The organism is Saccharopolyspora sp. NPDC003752, assembly GCF_053605825.1.
The window spans coordinates 43,006-64,156 of record NZ_JBSGJZ010000034.1 but is presented as its reverse complement, the minus strand read 5'-3'; the positions used below and the strand labels follow the sequence as shown (position 1 = coordinate 64,156).

General features: G+C 70.1%; 19 protein-coding genes. 13 read left to right on the top strand and 6 right to left on the bottom strand.

The window, feature by feature from the left end:
* The first annotated feature begins 15 nt into the window (after positions 1-15).
* From ACWEV3_RS32905 to ACWEV3_RS32895, 3 genes are read left to right on the top strand one after another with little or no spacing between them, the layout of a single operon-like run.
* Entirely contained in the window at positions 16-594 is a 579-nt protein-coding gene (locus ACWEV3_RS32905) for a TetR/AcrR family transcriptional regulator (RefSeq protein WP_452617615.1), read from the top strand.
* Positions 595-628: 34 nt separating this feature from the next.
* Complete coding sequence (locus ACWEV3_RS32900; protein WP_452617614.1) at positions 629-1,135, top strand: DinB family protein; 507 nt, start codon at positions 629-631, stop codon at positions 1,133-1,135.
* 54 nt (positions 1,136-1,189) lie between these two features.
* Complete coding sequence (locus ACWEV3_RS32895; protein WP_452617613.1) at positions 1,190-1,762, top strand: TetR family transcriptional regulator; 573 nt, start codon at positions 1,190-1,192, stop codon at positions 1,760-1,762.
* Between the two features lie 11 nt (positions 1,763-1,773).
* On the opposite strand, the gene ACWEV3_RS32890 is transcribed toward ACWEV3_RS32895, so the two are convergent.
* Positions 1,774-2,712 (bottom strand): GlxA family transcriptional regulator, encoded by a 939-nt coding sequence (locus ACWEV3_RS32890; protein WP_452617612.1) that lies wholly within the window; start codon positions 2,710-2,712, stop codon positions 1,774-1,776.
* Positions 2,713-2,800: 88 nt separating this feature from the next.
* Here ACWEV3_RS32890 and ACWEV3_RS32885 point away from each other — a divergent pair, with 88 nt between their 5' ends.
* Entirely contained in the window at positions 2,801-3,733 is a 933-nt protein-coding gene (locus tag ACWEV3_RS32885; RefSeq protein WP_452617636.1) for an NADP-dependent oxidoreductase, read from the top strand.
* Between the two features lie 16 nt (positions 3,734-3,749).
* On the opposite strand, the gene ACWEV3_RS32880 is transcribed toward ACWEV3_RS32885, so the two are convergent.
* From ACWEV3_RS32880 to ACWEV3_RS32870, 3 genes are all read right to left on the bottom strand, one after another.
* Positions 3,750-4,865: a hypothetical protein gene (locus ACWEV3_RS32880; RefSeq protein WP_452617611.1), complete on the bottom strand. Its 1,116-nt coding sequence runs from the start codon at positions 4,863-4,865 to the stop codon at positions 3,750-3,752.
* A 378-nt stretch (positions 4,866-5,243) separates the two neighbouring features.
* Entirely contained in the window at positions 5,244-5,669 is a 426-nt protein-coding gene (locus ACWEV3_RS32875; RefSeq protein WP_452617610.1) for a rhodanese-like domain-containing protein, read from the bottom strand.
* Positions 5,666-6,304 carry a cysteine dioxygenase gene (locus tag ACWEV3_RS32870; protein ID WP_452617609.1) on the bottom strand — a complete coding sequence of 213 codons (639 nt, stop codon included), beginning with the start codon at positions 6,302-6,304 and terminating at the stop codon, positions 5,666-5,668. The genes ACWEV3_RS32875 and ACWEV3_RS32870 overlap by 4 nt, the downstream gene beginning before the upstream one ends.
* A 480-nt stretch (positions 6,305-6,784) precedes the next feature.
* Between ACWEV3_RS32870 and ACWEV3_RS32865 the strand changes: the two genes are divergently transcribed.
* The 4 genes from ACWEV3_RS32865 (at position 6,785) to hrpA (ending at position 13,807) form a co-directional block, all read left to right on the top strand.
* Complete coding sequence (locus ACWEV3_RS32865; RefSeq protein ID WP_358575790.1) at positions 6,785-7,552, top strand: ABC transporter ATP-binding protein; 768 nt, start codon at positions 6,785-6,787, stop codon at positions 7,550-7,552.
* Between the two features lie 138 nt (positions 7,553-7,690).
* Positions 7,691-8,473, top strand: coding sequence for an enoyl-CoA hydratase/isomerase family protein (locus ACWEV3_RS32860; protein WP_452617608.1), 783 nt, complete (start codon positions 7,691-7,693; stop codon positions 8,471-8,473).
* Between the two features lie 96 nt (positions 8,474-8,569).
* Positions 8,570-9,748, top strand: coding sequence for a THUMP-like domain-containing protein (locus ACWEV3_RS32855; RefSeq protein ID WP_452617607.1), 1,179 nt, complete (start codon positions 8,570-8,572; stop codon positions 9,746-9,748).
* A gap of 102 nt (positions 9,749-9,850) precedes the next feature.
* On the top strand, positions 9,851-13,807 hold the full coding sequence (gene hrpA / locus ACWEV3_RS32850; RefSeq protein WP_452617606.1) for an ATP-dependent RNA helicase HrpA: 3,957 nt from the start codon (positions 9,851-9,853) through the stop codon (positions 13,805-13,807).
* A 516-nt stretch (positions 13,808-14,323) separates the two neighbouring features.
* Here the strand turns inward: hrpA and ACWEV3_RS32845 are convergent.
* Entirely contained in the window at positions 14,324-15,169 is an 846-nt protein-coding gene (locus ACWEV3_RS32845; RefSeq protein ID WP_452617605.1) for a DegV family protein, read from the bottom strand.
* Between the two features lie 287 nt (positions 15,170-15,456).
* Between ACWEV3_RS32845 and ACWEV3_RS32840 the strand changes: the two genes are divergently transcribed.
* A complete protein-coding gene (locus ACWEV3_RS32840) occupies positions 15,457-16,239 on the top strand; it encodes an electron transfer flavoprotein subunit beta/FixA family protein (protein WP_452617604.1) in 783 nt (260 codons plus the stop codon).
* Between the two features lie 33 nt (positions 16,240-16,272).
* Positions 16,273-17,223: an electron transfer flavoprotein subunit alpha/FixB family protein gene (locus ACWEV3_RS32835; protein ID WP_452617603.1), complete on the top strand. Its 951-nt coding sequence runs from the start codon at positions 16,273-16,275 to the stop codon at positions 17,221-17,223.
* A gap of 61 nt (positions 17,224-17,284) precedes the next feature.
* Here the strand turns inward: ACWEV3_RS32835 and rnhA are convergent, their stop codons facing one another.
* Positions 17,285-17,743 (bottom strand): ribonuclease HI, encoded by a 459-nt coding sequence (rnhA, locus tag ACWEV3_RS32830; RefSeq protein ID WP_452617602.1) that lies wholly within the window; start codon positions 17,741-17,743, stop codon positions 17,285-17,287.
* A 308-nt stretch (positions 17,744-18,051) separates the two neighbouring features.
* Here rnhA and ACWEV3_RS32825 point away from each other — a divergent pair, with 308 nt between their 5' ends.
* The 3 genes from ACWEV3_RS32825 (at position 18,052) to ACWEV3_RS32815 (ending at position 21,038) form a co-directional block, all read left to right on the top strand.
* Entirely contained in the window at positions 18,052-19,233 is a 1,182-nt protein-coding gene (locus ACWEV3_RS32825; RefSeq protein WP_452617601.1) for a nucleotide disphospho-sugar-binding domain-containing protein, read from the top strand.
* A 198-nt stretch (positions 19,234-19,431) separates the two neighbouring features.
* Positions 19,432-20,196, top strand: coding sequence for a GNAT family N-acetyltransferase (locus ACWEV3_RS32820; protein ID WP_452617600.1), 765 nt, complete (start codon positions 19,432-19,434; stop codon positions 20,194-20,196).
* Complete coding sequence (locus tag ACWEV3_RS32815; protein WP_452617599.1) at positions 20,193-21,038, top strand: lysophospholipid acyltransferase family protein; 846 nt, start codon at positions 20,193-20,195, stop codon at positions 21,036-21,038. Before ACWEV3_RS32820 ends, ACWEV3_RS32815 begins: the two co-directional genes overlap by 4 nt.
* The last annotated feature ends 113 nt before the right edge of the window (positions 21,039-21,151 follow it).

The window sequence follows — 21,151 nt, the reverse complement described above, 5'->3', positions numbered from 1 at the left end:
TGCTACGGTGGGGGCATGGCCCGGCCGAGGAAGTTCGACGACGCCCGCGTCCTCGACGCCGCGATGGACACGTTCTGGCGCAACGGGTACGAGGCTACGTCGACCCGGGACCTGAGCGACCGCACCGAACTGGGGCCGTCGAGCCTCTACAACGCGTTCGGCGACAAGCACCAGCTGTACCTGAAGTCGTTGCGCAAGTACTACGAGACCGCCACCGCGGAACAGGCCGCGGTGCTGCAAGGTCCGGGGCCGGTCAAGGACAGGGTGCGGGAACTGCTGGCCGACGCGATCGACGCCGACCTCTCCGGCACCGACCGGCCGGGCTGCTTCGCGATCAACGCGGCCATCGAGCGCGCGAGCTCGGACCCGGACGTCCGCGCCGAGGTGCGGCGGAACTTCGCGGCGGTCGAGGAAGCGCTGCGCGAAACCCTCGAGAGAGGACAGCGCTCCGGCGAGATCGACCCGACGCGCGACGCGGAAACCCTGGCGCGCCAAGTGCTCAGCACGTACTACGGGCTGCGCGTCCTGGCCCGGGTCCAAGACGACCGCCAAGTGCTGATGAGCATCGTGGAGAACCTGCTGGACGGGCTCTGAGCCGCCTGCCGGGGCTGTGGCGCATGATGGCCGCGTGGATGATCAACGGCGGATCGAGCCTCCGCGGGCGGGTGACGAGCGGGCGACCTTGACCGGCGTCCTCCAGTTCCAGCGCGAAACCCTGGCCATGAAGTGCGCGGGGCTGACCGCGGAGCAGCTCAGGGAGCGCGCGGTCGCGCCCTCGGGGCTCTCGTTGCTCGGGCTGGTCCGGCACCTGGCCGAGGTCGAGCGCAGCTGGTTCCGGAACGCGTTCCGCGGCGAGAACGGCAAAAGCCCCTGGACTCCGCCGGGGTCCGACGAGTTCGCCGATTTCGACGTGGACGCCGCCGATCCCGGCGAAGCGTTCGCGATCTGGCGCCGGGAGTGCGCGCGATCCCGGGAGATCGTGTCCGCCGCCGAATCCCTCGATGCCACTTGTGAATACCGCGGCGAGGTCATCTCGCTCCGCTACGTCCTGGCGCACCTGATCGAGGAATACGCGCGGCACAACGGGCACGCCGATCTGCTGCGCGAACGCATCGACGGAACCACCGGCGAATAGCGGTTCCGGTTCGTTCGCAACCAGCCGGTCGGCTGCGGGAGTACTGTTCGAATTGTGTCCCGCAACGCGGAATCCACCAGAGCCCGGATCTTCGGGGCGGCGGTCACCGAATTCGCCGCCCACGGCATCGCCGGTGCCCGCGTCGACCAGATCGCCAAGCGGGCGCGGGCGAACAAGCAGCTGATCTACGCCTACTTCGGCAACAAGGACGCGCTGTTCTCGGCGGTGCTGGAACGAACGATGGACGCACTGGCCGCCGAAGTCCCGATCGAGGGCGACGACCTGCCCGGCTACGCCGACCGGCTCGCCGCCTACCACCTCGCGAACCCCCACGTGCTGCGCCTGCTGCTGTGGGAATCCCTGGAGCGCGGCGATTCCGGCGTCGTCACCGGCTCCGAACGCTGGGCGCACTACCGCGAGAAGGTGGCCAGCGTCCGCCGCGCCCAGGAAAGCGGAACGGTCACCGGCGAATTCGACGCGGGGATGCTCGGATTGCTCTCGATCGGCATGGTCGGCTGGCCGCTGGCCGTGCCGCAGCTGCGCCGCATGATGCTCGGCGACGCGGAGCCTGCGGATCTCCGGGCGGCGGCCCGCAAAGCCGTCGAGCGCCTCGCCGAACCGCGCTGATCCGGCGGGTTTCAGGCGCCGGCGCGGAAGGTGCGGCGGTAGGTCAGCGGAGCGACGCCGATCGCGGTGTGCAGGTGCTGGCGCAGCGACGCGGCCGTGGCGAAGCCGACCTGGGCGGCGATCTCCTCGATCGGCAGATCGGTGGATTCGAGGAGGTGGCGGGCCCTGGCGACGCGTTGCTGGATGAGCCACCGGCCGGGGCTGAGCCCCACCTCGTTGCGGAACCGGCGGGCGAACGTGCGGCCGCTCATCCGGGCGTGCTCGGCGAGATCGGCCAGCGTCAGCGGCAGGTGGAGGTTCGCGGCCGCCCAATCCCGGGTCGGCGCGGTGCCCAGCTCGGACGGTTCGGGGACCGGCTGCTCGATGTACTGCGCCTGGCCGCCATCCCGCCACGGCGGCACGACGCACCTCCGCGCCACCTGGTTGGCCACCTCGCTGCCGTGGTCGGAGCGCACGATGTGCAGGCACACGTCGACCCCGGAGGCCGCGCCCGCGGAGGTCAGCACGTCGCCGTCGTCGACGAAGAGCACGTCCGGGTCGAGGAGCACGTTCGGGAACATCCGCCGGAACGGCTCGACCAGGCACCAGTGCGTGGTCGCCGGACGACCGTCGAGCAGCCCGGCCGCGGCCAGCACGAACGCGCCGGTGCAGATCGACACGATTCGGGTGCCGGGGCGGACGAGCGCCAGCGCATCGGCCACCGGCCGCGGCAGCTCGGAGGTCACCTCGGTGAGGTCGTACGGCGGGATCACGACGGTGTCGGCGGTGCTCAGCACCTCCGGGCCGTGCTCGACCGAGATCGTGAAGTCGGCGTCGCTGCGCACCGGGCCACCGTCGGCGGTGCAGGTCAGCACCTCGTACCGGCGGCCGGCGCTGCCGAAGATCCGCTTGGGGATGCCCAGCTCGAACGGGTACACGCCGTCGAGCGCCAGAACCACGACCCGATGCATGGCACGATCCTATCGAATGTTGGCAATCAAGCCATTTCGTCGGGCTTGGCCGGGAGGCAGGCTGGAAGGCATGAGTGAAGCCAGCAAGATGCGCGCCATCAGCCAGGACGTCCTCGGCGGACCCGAGGTGCTCCAGGAGGTGCGGCTCGACCGACCGGTTCCGGGCCCGGGCGAGGTGCTGATCCGGGTGCGCGCTGCCGGGCTCAACCCGACCGACTGGAAGCACCGGGCGTACAAGGTGTTCCTCGGCGAACCGCCGCTCGTCCTCGGCTGGGACGTCTCCGGCGTCGTCGAGGCCGTCGGCGTCGGCGTCACCCTGCACAAGCCGGGCGACGAGGTCTTCGGGATGCTGCCCTACCCGCACGGCGTCGGCTCCCACGCCGAGTACGTGACCGGCCCGGCTCGCGCCTTCGTCCCCAAGCCGTCCAATGTGGACCACGTGCAGGCGGGAGCCATCCCGCTCGCCGCGCTGACGGCATGGCAGGCCCTGGTGGACACGGCCCGCCTGCAGCCGGGGCAGCGCGTCCTGATCCACGCGGCCGCGGGCGGAGTCGGGCACTTCGCCGTGCAGATCGCCAAGGCGCGCGGCGCCCACGTGATCGGGACGGCCAGCGCGGGCAAGCACGATTTCCTGCGCGGCCTCGGCGCCGACGAGCTGATCGACTACCAGAACGTCGATTTCGCGGACGTCGTCAGCGATGTCGACGTCGTGCTGGACCCGCTCGCAGGCGACACCCGCACCCGCTCACTGCGCACGCTCCGGCGCGGCGGCGTCCTCGTGTCGATCCTGCCGTTCGGGCGGGAAGAAGACGCCGCCGAAGCGGAGCGTCGCGGCGTGCGGGTGGAGCTGATGCTGGTCGAGGCGGACCAGGAGGGCATGCGCGCCATCGCCGAACTCGTCGAGTCGGGCCGGCTGCGCCCGGAAATCGCCGGGGTGTTCCCGCTGGCGGACGCGGCCAAGGCCCACGCCCTCGGCGAAACCGGCCGCACCACCGGGAAACTGGTACTCGCGGTGGAGTGATCCGTTCTGGAAGGGATCACGCCACCGAAAGCCGCTGGCGGGTCTCGGTGACCCGGGGCGACCACGGGGCCAGCTCCTCGGCCTTGGCCAACGCGGCGCGCGCGGCGGCGTTGTCGTGGCAGGCCATGTGCGCGCGGGCGAGCGTGGCGAGGTCGTCGGCGCGGGAGAGCGGGGAGTGGTTGTACTCGGCGCCGGTCATGGCGAGGTGGACAGCGCGGTCCGCGTCGCCCTCGATCAGCGCGAGGAGCCCATTGGTGCCGCTCAGCTCGAACTCCGGGTAACCGAGCTGGATCGCGTCCTCAAGCGCCTTCTTGGCGGTCGGCAGCAGGGTTTCCGCGGGCAGTTGGCCGGCTTCCACCGCCTTGAACCCGAGCCCCGCCAGGCCCGCCAGCAGGTAGGGCATCTTGCGCGGCGGGATCTCGTCGCTGTTGGCCAGCAGCTTCAGCATCATCATGACCCCCGTCGCGTAATCGCCGCGCGACTCCAGCACGGAGATCTGGCACGTGACCGTTCCGTTCAGGCCCGGATACTGCGCGGCGAGTTCATCGGCGTGCTCCTGCGCGCGATCGATGTCGCCCTTGCGCAGCGCCTCGTACGCACGAGCGGCCAGCGGTGCGGACAGGAAGTCGGAGCGTTCGGGATCCTTCATGCGAGGAAGCGAGAAGAGCAACCAACCGGTCGACGTGGTCAGCGGAACCCGCATCGGCCACAACTTGTAGAGCATCAACGGCGTTGCGGCGAGCACGAAGCCGCGCCCGAACGGGCCGTCGGCGAGCAGCCAGCCCGCCACGACCACGGCGACACCCACCAGTGCCGACAGCATGCCGGCCAACCAGCACCGCAAGATCACCGGCGAACGCCACGGGCCGATCTGAGCCCGCAGCGTGATGGGCAAGGAACGGATCGTGAAGGTCACGTGGCCCAGCCGCCACGACGCGACCTCCCGCATCGCGCCGAAGATCACCTGCCGGACTCGCAGTCCGAAAACCACCGAACCCAAGAGCAAACCCAGCTGGGTCGCCATCGGAAGCAAGGCCACCCCGACCAGGGCGCCGAGCCAACCGATGGCCGCCCCGGCCGGCCCGCTGCCGGCGATCAGCTCCACGGCCACGACGGCGACCGCACCCGCCACGGCGGCTATGAACCAAGGGCGGAACAAAAGACTCTGAGCTCGCACAAGGACGAAAGCGTACGGGACCGGGCCGCGGCCGATACCCGCTTTCGACCAGGCGCCCAACCACCGACGGCGCCAGGCGCCGGGCGCGAGCATGGGAACTTTCCTGTCACCGACCGCGGGCGCGGCGCGAGCATGGGAACTTTCCTGTCACGGATGGCGGGGCCTTGTCGTGAGCATGGGAACTTTCCTGTCATCAAGCCTGTGGTCGGCGCGAGGATGGGAACTTTCCTGTCAACGGAGGCGCCTTCGAGCTTGGTGGGTCGTGGTGTGAGCAAGGGAACCTTCCTGTCACGGGTGGCAGGAAGGTTCCCTTGCTCGCGGTTGGTCGGAGTGTCAGACGTTGGTGGTGACCGGGAGGCCGGCCGCCTTCCAGGCCCGGAAACCGCCCGCCAGGTCCGTGGCCTTGGTCAGGCCGAGCCCCTTCGCCTGGGCGGCCGCGAGGCTGGAGGCGTAGCCCTCGTTGCACACCAGGACCACCGGGCGGTCGGGGTGCAGGCCGTCCAGCCGGTGGCCGCCGGCCGGGTCAAGCCGCCACTCCAGCACGATCCGCTCCACCGTCAGCGAGCCTGGGATCTCGCCTTCGGTGAGACGGTCGGACTGCGGCCTGATGTCGATGATCAGGCCGCCGTCCTGCTGCAACGCGAACGCCTCCCGCGGCGAGACGCGGGTGAGCTTCGCGCGCGACTCGGCCAGCAGGTGGTCGATGCCGTACGGACCGGCTGTGATGCTGTCCTGTCGCTGGGTCGGGATCTCGCTCATCCGAGCTCCTTCAGCTGCGGGGTGGGCGGTTGTGGCGCGTGAATCCGCTGCGGCGGGACCGGTGGCACCTCGGCCAGATCCGAGTAGTAGCGGACCGGTAGCAGCGGCGGCGAGTACGCGTGCACGCTCGCCGAGTTCACCGAGCTGACGTTGCGGACCTGGTGGGCGCGCCCGCTGCCGAAACCGACGCCCGAGCCGACGTCGTGGTGCACAGTGCGCACCGGGCCCGCGGGATAGCGGTAGTCCTCCCGGAGCGCGCCGAACAGCACGGAGAACGAGCCGGACGCACCGCCGTGGTCGTGCGGCTCCGTGCCTTGCCCCGGCGCCCATGACAGCAGCCACAGCTCGACGCCCGCGGTCAGGGCGAGCTTGGCCCACCAGCGTTGTTGGTCGTCGACCCGGACGATGTCGAGCAGCGGTCCGGTCAGTTCGGACGTGACCAGACTGGTGAGGTCGCGCAGTTCGCGTGGGCTCCACAGCAGGTGATCGGGGCGGATCAGGTCGTGCAGCAGCGGCAGGTCGAGGCCGGGGTGCAGCTCGACCGTGCCCGGCGCGGGAACCGGTTCGGCCGGGGTGTATTCGGAAACGGGGGTGGTCGGGTTGTCGTTGGACAGGTGCTGTCGCACAGCGCTCATGCGTGTCTCCAAGTTCGTGTCTTGCAAATGAGCACGGCACGACACGCACGTCCCGCTATGGGGCGTGATTCGGTGGATTGATTCGTCGGGCCGCGCGATGAGCCTGGAAGGCGGTAGCAGAACCGCTTCAGCGACAGGCGGAGGTGACGACCAGGAAGAGGTCGATCACGCGATCGCGGGTGAGAAACGAATCGGACACGCTTGCGATCGTGGCACGGCCGCGGGGATCGTGCCAGCACGATCGCGGTCGTCCCGGTATCTGGGCGCCCAGCGCGCGCTCGTGCGGCCGGGATCTGCCGGCCGGGCGAGCACAGGATGCGCCCGGCCGCAACTGCTGACGGAGCAGACGGAACAATGGGGCTCCGGAGGGACCTGCCGGAATCTGCGGCGGTCCGGACGGAGACGAACCGCCTGCGCGTCGCTCGCGGCGCCGCGGTCGGTCACGGCTGGGAGGTAGACGTGGACGACCTGGTCATCCGGATGGATGGCGTCGGTGTTCGGCGGGGCACGACGACGCTGGTGGCCGACGTGAACTGGTCGGTCGAGCTCGACGAGCGCTGGGTGGTGCTGGGCCCCAACGGCGCGGGCAAGACGACGCTGCTGAAGATGGCCAGCACCGAGATGCACCCGAGCGAGGGCAGCGTCGACGTGCTCGGCGAACGGCTCGGCAAGACCAACGTGTTCGACCTCCGTCCCCGCATCGGCCTGTGCTCGGCTGCGCTGGCTGCCCGCATCCCCGGCGACGAGCTGGTCCGCGACGTCGTCGTCAGCGCCGGATATTCGGTCGTCGGCCGGTGGCGCGAGGAGTACGACGCGATGGACACCGACCGGGCGGCCGAGCTGCTCGACCTGCTCGGCGTGGCGCACCTCGCCGACCGCGAGTACGCGACGTTGTCCGAAGGGGAGCGCAAGCGCACCACCATCGCGCGTGCGCTGATGACCGACCCCGAGCTGCTGCTGCTCGACGAGCCGGCCGCGGGGCTGGACCTGGGCGGCCGGGAGGACCTGGTGGCGCGGCTGTCCGCGCTGGCCATGGATCCGGACGCGCCCGCATCCGTGCTGGTCACCCACCACGTCGAAGAGATCCCGCCGGGCTTCACGCACGGCCTGCTGCTGCGCGAGGGCGGCATCGTCGCGCAGGGACTGCTCGAAGACGTGCTCACCGAGGACAACCTGTCGAAGACCTTCGACCAGGACCTGGAGCTGCAGCGCAGCGGCGCCCGTTACTTCGCCCGGCGGCGCGGCTGAGTTCAGGGTGGCAGGCGCCGCTGCGGGATCGGACGACGTTCCTGGTCGAGCGGGTGCTGAGATCCGTGACACAGCAGTCGTGGGGCGGCGCGCGATAGCCTGCCCGGCGAGGTGGCGGTTCGACGAGGAGGTTGCTGCGTGGGCGAGTTCGTCAGGCTTGAGGTGGACGGCGCGATCGGGACGATCCGGTTGGATCGGCCGCCGATGAACGCCTTGAACCGGCAGATCGAGATCGAGCTGCGGGAAACGGCGATCGAGGCCGCCGAGCGCTCCGATGTTCGCGCCGTGATCGTCTACGGCGGCGAGAAGGTCTTCGCGGCGGGCGCGGACATCAAGGAAATGGCCGACATGTCCTACACCGACATGGCGCGCAAGGAGGAGCGCGGCCTGTCGGACGCGATGAGCCAGGTCGCCGCCATCCCGAAGCCGACCGTGGCAGCCCTCACCGGGTACGCCCTCGGCGGCGGCTTCGAACTGGCGCTGAGCTGCGACCGGCGCATCGCCGGGGAGAACGTCAAGGTCGGCCAGCCGGAGATCCTGCTGGGCGTCATCCCCGGCGCCGGCGGCACGCAGCGGCTCGCTCGCCTGATCGGGCCCAGCAAGGCCAAGGACATCATCTACACCGGACGTTTCGTCGACGCCCAGGAAGCGCTTTCGCTGGGCATGATCGACGAGGTCGTCGCGCGCGACGAGGTGTACGCGGCGGCGCGCCGCTGGGCCGAGCAGTTCACCGGCGGCGCGGCCCGTGCGCTGGCCGCGGCGAAGGCCGCGATCGACGGCGGGCTGGACGTCGACCTGGACACCGGGCTGAAGCTGGAGACCCACCTGTTCGCGGGCACCTTCGCCACCGAGGACCAGAAGATCGGCATGCGCTCGTTCGTCGAGAACGGGCCCGGCAAGGCCGAGTTCACCGGGAACTAGGCCCGGACGGAACGAATCGTGACAGCCCGCCCCACCAGTCCGCCCTGCGCTTCCGTTGCCGGAGCGCGGTTCCGGCGACGGCGTTGAGGAGTTCTGGTGGGGTACGGCTTCGATCTCGATGATGTCGCGTTCCTGCGCTCGGCGGCCGGACGGGATGCCGTCGCCGAGCTTTCCTGGCTCGCGCTGACCAATTCGACGCGGCTCAACGACGTCGCCGCCGCTCGCAAGCTCGTCGGCGAGCGGTTCGCGGCGGCCGCGTTGGAGACGGCCGTGCTGCGGCGCAAGGCGGAGTCCAAATTGGACGACCCCGCCGGCTGGTTGTTCACCGATCCGGCGCTGCAGCAGGCGACGGCGAGCGTGGTGGCGCGGCATCGCGCGCAACGGCTGGCCGGGCGCGACGTGCACGACGTGACTTGCTCCATCGGGGCGGATCTGGCCGCGTTGGCCGCCGTCGCTCGTCGCTGCGTGGGCTCCGACCTCGATCGAGTCCGGTTGGCCATGGCCCAGCACAACCTCGCGGTTTCCGAGCGGTCGGTGGCGCTCGTGGAAGCCGACGCACTGCGCCCGGTGACCCGCGGCACGGCCGTTGTCGCGGACCCGGCGCGCCGGGACGACGCCGGCCGGCGTCGCTGGAACCCAGCGGATCTCGTCCCGCCGCTGGACGACCTGCTCGACGTCTACGCTGGCCGCGATCTCGTGGTGAAGTGCGCCCCTGGTCTGGATTTCGCAGCGGTCCCGGACGCCGCCGAGGCCGAGGTGGTGTCGCTGGCCGGGCAGGTTCGGGAGGCCGCGCTGTGGTTCGGCGGGCTGGCGGATCCGCAGGTTCGGCGGCGGGCGACGGTGCTGCGGCCGGACGGCACCGGGTGGGCGATCACCGACGCGGAGCCGGACGACTGCCCCGCAGTCGAGGTCCGGCAGTGGATCGTGGACCCGGACGGCGCCGTGGTGCGCGCCGGGCTCGTCCGGCACTACGCCGCGCGGCACGGGCTCGCCCAGCTCGACCCGCACATCGCCTACCTGACCGGCGACGAGCCTCCCCCGGGCGTCCGCGCCTTCCGGGTCTTCGAGCACTGCCGTTACAACGAGAAGTCGCTGCGCGCCCTGCTGCGCAGGCACGAAGTGGGCAGGCTGGAGATCCTGGTCCGCGGTGTCGACGTGGATCCGGATGCGCTGCGCCGCCGCCTCAAGCTCAAGGGCTCGCAGGAAGCCACCGTGGTGCTGACCAGGGTCGGCGACACCGCGATGGCGTACCTGTGCCACGCCGAGCGCACCTGAGTGCGCTAGGTCACTCGATTTCCCCCTCCGGGAGGGCGCGCTGTGAGCGTGCCGAAAACCAGAGGCAGTCGGTGGGGCGTCTTCTCTATGCTTGGGCGAAGTATGGGTACGTCGTCTGTTGAATCTCCGCTCGTCGATCTGCGCGAACGGTTGTCCGAGCTGATGCTGCACGACCAGCGTCGGCTGCGTCGTCGCATCGAGGGCGCCCGCAAGATCCGCGACCGGCAGGCCCTGGCGGCCGTGACCGCGGAGATCACCGGCGACATCGAGGCCGCGGAGCGGCGGATCGAGCAGCGCCGCGCGAACGTGCCCGAGATCAGCTATCCGGAGGCGCTGCCGGTCAGCCAGCGCCGGGACGACCTGCTCGCGGCCATCCGCGACAACCAGGTCGTCATCGTCGCAGGTGAGACCGGTTCCGGGAAGACGACGCAGCTGCCGAAGATGTGCCTGGAGCTGGGCCGCGGCATCCAGGGCCTGATCGGGCACACCCAGCCCCGGCGGCTGGCCGCCCGCACCGTCGCCGAACGCGTCGCCGAGGAACTCGACACCGAGCTCGGCGACGCCATCGGCTACCAGGTGCGCTTCACCGAGCGGGCCGGCACCGACACCCTGGTCAAACTGATGACCGACGGCATCCTGCTGGCCGAGATCCAGCACGACCGGCTGCTGCGGCGCTACGACACGCTGATCATCGACGAGGCGCACGAGCGCAGCCTGAACATCGACTTCATCCTCGGCTACCTCAAGCAGCTGCTGCCGCGCCGCCCCGACCTGAAGGTGATCATCACCTCGGCCACCATCGACCCGGAGCGCTTCTCGCGGCACTTCGACGACGCGCCGGTGATCGAGGTCTCCGGGCGCACCTATCCCGTCGAGGTCCGGTACCGCCCGCTGCTGGACGACTCCGACGAGAACGAGGACGTCGTCCGCGACCAGACGCAGGCCATCTGCGACGCCGTGGGCGAGCTCTGCGCGGAAGGGCCCGGCGACATCCTGGTCTTCCTCAGCGGTGAGCGGGAGATCCGGGACGCCACCGACGCGCTGAAGCAGCAGAACCTGCGCAACACCGAGGTGCTGCCCCTGTACGCGCGGTTGACGGCCGCCGAGCAGCACCGCGTGTTCCAACCGCACTCCGGCCGCCGGATCGTGCTGTCCACCAACGTGGCCGAGACCTCGCTGACGGTGCCGGGCATCAAGTACGTCATCGACCCCGGCACCGCGCGCATCTCCCGGTACAGCTTCCGGACGAAGGTGCAGCGGCTGCCCATCGAACCGATCTCGCAGGCCTCGGCGAACCAGCGCAAGGGTCGCTGCGGCCGGGTTTCCGAAGGCATCTGCGTCCGGCTGTACTCCGAGGAGGACTTCGAGTCCCGCCCGGAGTTCATCGACCCGGAGATCCTGCGCACCCACCTGGCCTCGGTCATCCTGCAGATGACCTCGCTGGGGCTGGGCGAGATCGAGTCGTTCCCGTTCCTGGAGCCGCCGGACCGCCGCCAGATCACCGACGGCGTCAACCTGCTCCACGAGCTCGGTGCCCTGGACCGGTCGAAGACCGAGCTGCACAAGCGGCTGACCCCGGTCGGCCGCAAGCTCGCCCAGCTGCCGATCGACCCGCGCATCGCGCGGATGGTGCTCGAAGCGGAGCGCAACGGCTGCGTGCGCGACATGCTGGTGATCGCCGCCGCGCTGTCCATCCAGGACCCCCGCGAGCGACCCGCGGACAAGCAGCAGGCCGCCGACCAGAAGCACGCGCGCTTCGTCGACAAGGACGCCGAGTCCGACTTCGTCACCTACCTCAACATGTGGCGGTACCTGCGCACCCAGCAGAAGGAACTGTCCTCCAACCAGTTCCGGAAGCTGTGCCGGACCGACTTCCTCAACTACCTGCGGGTCCGCGAGTGGCAGGACCTCTACGGCCAGCTGCGGCAGATGGTCAAGTCGATGGGCATGACGCTCGGCGACGAGCAGGCCGAAGCGTCGCGGATCCACCAGTCGGTGCTGGCCGGCCTGCTGTCGCACATCGGTCTCAAGGATGTCGAGAAGAAGACCGAGAAGAAGCCGGGGCAGCCCGGGCGCGGTTCGAACGAGTACCAGGGCGCGCGCAACGCCAGGTTCGCCGTGTTCCCCGGCTCGTCGCTGTTCAAGAAGCCGCCGCGCTGGGTGATGGCGGCGGAGCTGGTGGAGACCTCCCGCCTCTGGGCGCGCATCGCCGCCCGCATCGAACCGGACTGGGTGGAGCAGCTCGCGCAGCACCTGGTCAAGCGCAGCTACAGCGAACCGCACTGGGAGAAGGACCGCGCCGCGGTGGTCGCCGTCGAGCGCGTCACGCTCTACGGCGTTCCTCTGGTGGTCGGCCGCAAGGTCAACTACGGGCGCATCGACCCGGGGCTGAGCCGGGAGCTGTTCATCCGGCACGCGCTCGTGGAGGGCGACTGGGACACCCGGCACGCGTTCTTCCACGAGAACCGGGCGATGCTCGACGAGGTCGAGGACCTCGAGGAACGGGCCCGGCGGCGCGACATCCTGGTCGACGACGAGACGCTGTTCGAGTTCTACGACCAGCGCATCGGCGCCGACGTCGCCTCCGGCAGGCACTTCGACTCGTGGTGGAAGAAGGCCCGCCAGGAGCAGCCGGACCTGCTCAACTTCGAGAAGTCGATGTTGATCAACCAGGAATCGGCGGCGGTCAGCGACCAGGACTACCCCGACTTCTGGGCGCAGGGCGGGCACCGGCTGCCGCTGTCGTACCAGTTCGAGCCCGGCGCTGACGCGGACGGCGTGACCGTGCACATCCCGCTGGCGGTGCTCAACCAGATCGAACCGGATGGTTTCGACTGGCAGATCCCCGGCCTGCGCGAGGAAGTCGTGACGGCCCTGCTGAAGTCGTTGCCGAAGAACGTGCGCCGGAACTTCGTCCCGGCTCCGGACTTCGCCAAGGCTGCGCTGTCCCGGATGCCCTCGCCGGAGGGCCCGCTGCTGGACGCCCTGCAACGACAGCTCCAGGGCATGACCGGTGTCGCCGTGTCGCGCTCCGAATGGGACCTCGAGCGGGTGCCGGAGCACCTGAAGATGACCTTCCGCGTGGTGGACGGCAAGGGCCGCAAGCTCGCCGAGTCCAAGGACCTGGAGTCGCTCAAGCAGCGGCTCAAACCCAAGCTCCGCGCCGAGATCTCCGCCGCCGCCGACGACGTCGAGCAGCGCGGGCTGCGCTCCTGGAGCTTCGGCTCGTTGCCTCGCACCTTCGAGCAGCAGCGCTCGGGCCACGCGGTGAAGGCGTATCCGGCACTGGTGGACGAGCAGGACAGCGTCGCGGTGCGGATGTTCGACACCGAGGAGGAGCAGCGGCAGGCGCTGTGGGACGGCACCCGGCGAATGCTGCTGCTGAACCTCCCGTCGCCGGTGAAGTCTATCCAGCGCGGGATGAGCAGCACCGCCCGGCTCGTGCTGGGCAGCAGCCGGTACGGCGACCTCGCCGCCGTGCTCGACGACTGCGTGAGCTGCGCCGTCGACAAGCTGATGGCGGATTACGGCGGCCCGGTGTGGGACCAGGCTGCCTACGATTCCCTGCAGGCCAAGGTCCGGGCACGGCTGGGCGAGGTCACCGTCGACGCGGTGTCCAAAGTGGAACAGGTGCTGATGGCGGCGCAGCGGGTGGAGACGCTGCTGGCCGACCAGCCCCGGAACCTGAACCCCGCCGCGCTCGCCGACATCCAGGACCAGTTGGGCGGGCTGCTCTACCCCGGCTTCGTGACCGGGACCGGTTTCGCGCGGCTGTCCGATCTGACGCGCTACCTGCGCGGGATCGAGCAGCGGCTGGACAAGCTGCAGCACCATCCGCAGCGCGACCGGGACTGGATGCAGCAGGTGGACGAGGTCGAGCAGCGCTACCGGGACATGCTGGCGGACCTTCCGCCGGGGCGCGCCCCGGGCGAATCCCTGCGGCAGATCGGGTGGCTGATCGAGGAGCTGCGGGTGAGCCTCTTCGCGCAGACGCTCGGCACGTCGCAGCCGGTGTCGGTGAAGCGCATCCACCGCGCGATGGACAAGTTGGAGCGCTGATCCGGCGCTCGCCGCGACTGCCGGCGAGCCGGGCAAGTGCTTGAGCACGGCCGTGACGTGCATGGCTGTTCCCTCCGGGGTGCGAACTGGTGCGTCGGGTGGGCACCGCGACCGGTCGGCCTGGTTCGGTGCATCCGAGGCGCGACCGTTTTCGAGCTCGCGTGATTCATCGGGAATTGCGTGCTCGAACGGCCGTGATCCCCGAAAAACCGTGCTCTGCAAGGTCATGCGCCTGCAAAGGCCGCCGCCGTGTGCCCGCAAGCCGGGTGCTTTGCGAAGTCGTGTTCGGCGAAGGCTTTGCAGGAACGGAGTTTCGGAGAAGGCGCCTCAGGCCGCCCAACATCGAGTATTCGCGCTCGAACTGTCGTTCGCATCACTCGACGGGGTGGAACCCGCTGCGAGATCGCGGTTTCGGCTTCTCGTGCGCGGCCGCAGCCGGAAAACCCGTTGGGAATGGGGAAGATCCGCGTCCGCCGCGAACTCGGCGGCGAACGCGGCGGAGCGCTGCCGTGCCGCTCAGGTAGCGGGAGAGACGGTCACGCCCAATGCGCCCGGCCCCGCGTGGGCGCCCAGGACCGCGCTCGTCTCCTCCAAGGTGACGCGGCGGATCTGGGGCAGCTGGGACCGCAGGTCGTCCAGCACGCGCTGAGCTCGGTCGGCGAACTGGAAGTGCTCGACGCCGACGTCGACCGGTCCGCTGCCGGCTCGCTGGACCGCGTTCGCGACCGCCTTCTTGAGCGCCCGGTCCGGCCCGATGCCCTTCGTCAGCTGGTCGATGATGCCCTCCTTGAGGACGAGCACCGGCTTGATCGACAGGGTCTGGCCGAGCCAGGCCTGCGCGCGCCCGATCCGGCCGCCGCGCTGCAGGTATTCCAGGGTGTCCACGTAGAGCAGCTGCGTCGTGGTGCGCAGGCGCCGGTCCAGCACGCTCATCACGCCCTGCGGGGTCGCGCCGGAGATGGCGGCTTCGGCCGCGGCCATCACCGGGAAGCCGAGGCCGAGTCCGACCAGCCGGGAGTCGACCACGTAGACCGGGATGCCGATCTCCGCCGCGGCGGCGCGGGCCGACTGGCAGGTCCGGGACAGTCCTTCGGAGATGTGGATGGAGATGATCGCCTCGGCGCCGGAGGACGCGGCGTCCGTGTAGTTCCAGAAGAAGGCCGGCGGTGGCGGTTCGCCGGTCGCCACCGGGATTCCGTCGCGCATCGCCTGGGCCAGCGTCGAGTGCGGCACCCGGCGCTCGTCGTTGTACTCGTCGCCGACCTTGAGTTCCAGCTGGACGATGGAGATGCCCAGCTGTTCGGCGACGTCGTGCGGTATGGAAGCCGTCGAGTCGGTCACGATGGCGACGCGTTGCCTCATGCGGGCCAGGCTACTAATTGGTAGCCGGTCGGCGTGCGTGCCCCGGCGGAAATACCGTCACCGGCACCCGGCGTTCTGAGGTACGGCGAGGTGAGTACCGTCACTCCAGGGGCCTGGTTGCACCGGTGCTACCGGCTAGTAACATTCCGGGTGGTTGGCGTCACTGTGCTTTTCGAACAGGGACGTGGCAAGGTCAACCTACCCGGACAAAACAGCGCCGGGTCCACAAGCAAAGCCGCTGGAGGACCAGCGAGCGTCGTCTGTCCGCAGGAGGTCGAAGAGGGCCCATGAACATCGTCGTCCTGGTCAAGCAGGTGCCCGACACGTATTCCGAGCGGAAGCTGTCTGCGGCGGATCACACGTTGGATCGCGAGTCGGCCGATGCGGTGTTGGATGAGATCAACGAGCGCGCGGTGGAGGAAGCGCTGTTGATCAAGGAGGCTCAGGGCGGCGAAGTGACCGTCGTCTGCATGGGCCCGGATCGCGCTACGGATGCGATTCGCAAGGCGTTGTCGATGGGTGCGGACAAGGCGGTGCACCTCTCTGATGAGGCGTTGCACGGCACGGACGCGCCGTCGACCGCGCGGGCGTTGGCGAAGGTGATCGGCACCGTTGAGGGTGTGGATCTGGTGATCGCCGGTAACGAGGCCACGGACGGTCGCACGGGTGCGGTGCCGGCGATGGTGGCCGAGGTGCTGGGCTGGCCGCAGCTGACCTTCGCGCGCAAGGTCGTCACCGATGGTTCGAGCGTGTCGATCGAGCGGGAGACCGACGCGGGGATCCTGAACGTCGAGGCCGCGTTGCCGGCGGTCGTCAGCGTGACGGAGAAGATCAACGAGCCGCGGTACCCGTCGTTCAAGGGCATCATGGCCGCGAAGAAGAAGCCGGTCGCCGTGTTGTCGCTGGCGGATGCGGGGATCGACGCGGGCGAGGTGGGCCTGGCCAGTGCCGGGTCGGCCGTGGTGGAGTCCGCGCCGAAGCCGCCGAAGTCCGGTGGCGTGAAGGTCACCGACGAGGGCGAGGGCGGCGTGGCCGTCGCGGAGTTCCTGGCCGGCGAGAAGCTGCTCTGAGTCGTTCACGGGTTTTCGAGGAGGCATTGATTCATGGCTGAGGTTCTGGTCCTCGTCGATCACGTGGACGGCGAGGTCAAGAAGGTCACGCACGAGCTGCTGACCGCGGCGCGCCGGCTGGGCGAGCCGTCGGCGGTGGTGGTCGGCGAGCCGGGTACCGCTGGGAAGCTCACCGATGCGCTGGCCGCCTACGGTGCGGCGAAGGTCTACGCCGCGGAATCGGCGGAGGCCGCGCAGTTCCTGGTGACCCCGCAGGTCGACGTGCTCGCCGCGCTGGTGGGCAGCGTGTCGCCGGCGGCGGTGCTGGTACCGGCGTCGATCGACGGCAAGGAGATCGCCGGCCGGCTGGCGATCCGCATCGGTTCCGGTCTGCTGTCGGAGGTCGTGGACCTCGACGGCGAGGGCGTGGCGTCGCACTCGCTGTTCGGTGGCACCTACGACGCCAAGGCCAAGGTCACCAAGGGCACGCCGGTGATCACCGTGCTGCCGGGCGCGATCGAGCCCGAGCAGGCCGCGGGTGCCGCGGCGGTGGAGTCCGTGGAGGTTCCGGCCTCCTCGGGCGCGAAGATCACCGGCCGGCAGCCCGCCGAGGCCGGCGACCGCCCCGAACTCACCGAGGCCAGCATCGTGGTCTCCGGTGGTCGTGGTGTCGGTTCGGCGGAGTCCTTCGATGTCGTGGAGAAGCTCGCCGACAGCCTGGGTGCCGCGGTGGGTGCCTCGCGCGCGGCGGTGGACTCCGGTTACTACCCGCACCAGTTCCAGGTCGGCCAGACCGGTAAGACCGTGTCGCCGCAGCTGTACATCGCCCTCGGTATCTCCGGCGCGATCCAGCACCGGGCCGGTATGCAGACGTCGAAGACGATCGTCGCGGTGAACAAGGACCCCGAAGCCCCGATCTTCGAGATCGCCGACTTCGGCGTCGTGGGTGACCTGTTCAAGGTCGCCCCGCAGCTCACCGAGGAGATCACCAAGCGCAAGGGCTGATCCCCGAGCTGATCTGACGCAGAAGGCGGGCCGCACCCATGTGCGGCCCGCCTTCTGCGCGTCAGCCCGCGCGAGCTTCGTCGCGGCCCTGGCAGGCGAGCCGGTCGGCGCGTTCGTTCTCCGGGTGGCCGTTGTGCCCCTTGACCCACTCCCACTGCACGTCGCCGTGGCGCGCGCATTCCGCGTCCAGGCGCTGCCACAGATCGGCGTTCTTGACCGGCTGCTTGGCCGACGTCAACCAGCCGTTGCGCTTCCAGCCGTGCACCCACTGCGTGATGCCCTTGAGCACGTACGTGCTGTCCGTGAAGATGCGCACGGCGGGCATCGGCCGGGTCAGCGCGGCCAGGCCCTCGATGACCGCCATCAGCTCCATCTTGTTGTTCGTCGTCGCCGCGTCCTTGCCGTAGAGCTCCCGCTCGTGGTCGCCGTACCGCAGCACGACGCCCCAGCCGCCCGGGCCGGGATTTCCGCTGCATGCGCCGTCGGTGTAGAGGTCGACGTGGTCCGTCGTTCGCTGCATACCCCGGAATCTAATCGTCGGCGCCGTTGCGCCGGTCCGGCGGTAGGTGACAGGAAGGTTCCCATGCTCGCGCCCGGGCGCTCGGGAATGGCAGGAAGGTTCCCTTGCTCCGCGTTCCAGGGGCGGCGGATGACAGGGAAGTTCCCTTGCTCTCGCGCCTGTGGCAGGAAGGTTCCCTTGCTCGCATTCGGTGTCGTCTGTGGCAGGAAGGTTCCCCTGGTTCGAAAATCGGGTGCGGGGGTTGGTGGGGAGTGGCATGCTCGGCGGGCGTGCGAATACTGTTCACCGCCGGGCCCGGTTATGGGCTTATGCTGCCGATCGTCCCGTTGATCTGGGCCGCTCGGATCGCCGGCCATGAAGTGCTGGTCGCCACCACTGCCGAAATGCCCGATGTCGTTGCGCGGGCCGGGCTTCCCGTCGTGGACGTCTTCCCGGAGCACGACGTGTGGGACGCGTTGCTGCGCGGGATCACGTCGGAAGGGGATTCGCCCGAGGTCCAGCGGGTGGCCGCTGCCACGGGGTTGTCCGAGGCCTACGAGAAGGTGTCCCAGTCGGGCAATCCGTTCGGGCTGTTCACCTTGACCATGACCGAAGGCACCATCGACGCGGGCCGGGCGTTCGGCGCGGACCTCGTCGTGCACACCACCGATCACGCGGCCGGGCGGTTGGCCGCTGCCGCGCTCGGGGTGCCGGTGCTGGAGGTCGGCAACCGGATTTCCTGGTCGTCGCGGGACCCGGAGTTCCGCAACGGGCGCAACCTCTACGACGATGACGACGTCACCCTTGCCCTGCGGGACAAGCTCGGCATTCCCGGCGGTCCGCCGCGGGTGATCGCGCGGATCGATCCGCGCGCGCCCAGCATGGGCGGGCTCGTCGCGGACGAGCCCGATCCGCTGGACGGCATCCCGTGGTGGTCGATGCGGTTCGTGCCGTTCAACGGCGGGGTCGTGGTTCCCGAGTGGGCGTTGCGGCGGCCGGAGCGGCCGCGGGTCGGCGTCACCCTCGGTACCGTGGTGCCGGTCATGAGCGGCACCAGCAACCTCTCGGCCGTGATCGAGGCGCTCGGCGGGATGGACGTGGAGGTGGTGCTGGCCGCGGGCAAGGCGGATCTCGCCGATCTCGGGACGCTGCCAGAGAACGTGCGCTCCGCCGGCTTCCTGCCGCTGTCGACGTTCTTGCCGACCGCTTCGCTGATGGTGCACCACGGCGGCTCCGGCACCACGGCCGCGCCGCTGCACTACGGCGTTCCGCAGCTGGTCCTGCCCGCTTTCGCGGACAACCCGATGTCCGCGGAGCGCGTGGTGGCCCGGGGCGTGGGGCTCTCCCACGATCCGGCCACTGTGGACGTCGACACGGTGCGGGCGATGACCGAGCGGCTGCTCACCGAGCCCGCGTTCCGCGCGGCGGCGCGCGAGGTGAGGGAGGAGATGGCCACCCAGCCCAGCCCTTCGTCGATCATCGAGCGAGTGATCCCGCTGGTCGGCGCGTAAGCCCGTCCCGAGGAGCCGACGCTCGCGCCGGGTCCGGCTCCTCGGGGTGACGCCGTCGAATATCTGCTGTTCGGGCGGGGTTTCAGGAGGCCGTTCGGGGCAATGGTCCGGCGTCGCACCTGGGATTCACCGAAAGTTCCTGCTCCGTGTCATCGACTGGTGTGTTGGGCGTTCGCCGCGCGGCGATACACCTGCGGCATGTCCGAGACGCAGCTGCTGGCCAGCGCCGCACCGAGTGCGGCGGCCGACGCCCACTACTCGCTGCTGGTCGCCAGAGACTCCGATGAAGTGCACGCCGCGCAACGCCTGCGCTACCAGGTGTTCGCCGAGGAGATGGGGGCCACGGTCACCGGTCGCGAGTTCGGCGTCGACCGGGATTCCTTCGACGAGCACTGCGACCACCTGATCGTCCGGGACGACCGTTCCGGCGCGGTGGTCGGGACCTACCGGATGCTGCCGCCGGATCGGGCGAAGGCAGCCGGAATGCTGTATTCGGAAACCGAATTCGACCTCTCCGCGCTCGACGAGCTGCGCCCCTCGCTGGTGGAGACCGGCCGGTCGTGCGTCCACCCGGACCACCGCAACGGCGCCGTCGTCAGCCTCGTGTGGACGGGGATCGCGCGGTACATGCTGTTGCACGGCCACACGATGCTCGCCGGCTGCGCGTCGGTGGCGCTGGACGACGGGGGCGTTCAGGCCTCGCACGTCTGGAACGCGGTGTCGGCGAAGCACTACGCGCCGGAGGACCAGCGCGTGCACCCCTACCGGCCTTGGGAGCCCTTCGAGGTCACCGGGCGCGCGCCGCTGCCGCCGCTGCTCAAGGGTTACCTGCGGCTGGGCGCTCAGGTGTGCGGCCGCCCGGCGCACGATCCGGACTTCGGGGTGGCCGACTACTTCGTGCTCCTGGACCTCAAGCGCGCCGACCAGCGCTACCTGCGGTTCTTCCTGGGCGAATCGGCATGAGCCAGTGGATGCCCGCCTCGCCGTGCGGGCCGGGTTGCCTTCCGCCACGGGACAAGCAGGCCGAGGTCGGGCTGCCCCGGGTGGTGCTGCGGCTGGGCGGGACCGCCGGGTTGCTGCTGGTCGGGTGCTTCCTCGCGCTGGCGCTCTCGGTGTTGCGGGCGGCGTGGCGCGATCGGGCGCTGGCGTTGTGGTTCCGGATGTTGTTGCGCACCTTGGGGATCGGTCTCGTGTTCGGGGAGCGGATCCCGCCGGGCGGTGCGCTGGTCGTCAGCAACCACGTCTCCTGGCTGGACGTCGTCGCGCTCCAGGCGCTTCACCCGATGCGGATGCTGGCCAAGGTCGAGGTCCGGTCGTGGCCGTTCCTGGGACCGCTCGCCGGCCGGGTGGGCACCGTGTACATCGATCGCGACCGGCTCTCGGCGTTGCCCGGTGCGGTCCGGACCATCGCCGATGAGTTGCGCGCCGGGGCCGTGATCGGGGCCTTCCCGGAAGGGACGACCTGGTGCGGGCGGGCTTCCGGGCGGTTCCGGCCCGCCGTCTTCCAGGCCGCCATCGACGCGGGCGTGCGGATGCAGCCGGTTGCGCTGCGGTTCCGGACCGCCGCCGGGGAACCGACCACCGCGGCGGCTTTCCTGGGCGATGCCACCCTGGTCGATTCGGTCCTCGCGGTGGCGAGGATGCGGGACCTGGTCGTGGAGCTGGTGGTGCTGCCCGAGCTGGTCGGCACCGACCGCCGCGAGCTGGCCAGGCAGGCGCAGGAGGCGATCGCCGCGGCCACCGGTTCCGCCCCGGGCCACCAGGTGCCGGCGGAGCACCGCGCCGCCCAGCGCATCGCCGCCTGACCACCCCGTGCGGGGGGTTTGGTGGGCGGGGGCCCCACAACAACCCCCCGGCCTGATGACCAGAAGCAAAAACAGGGGGGGAAAAAGCCCGGAGGGGGGCAAAGAGGGGACAA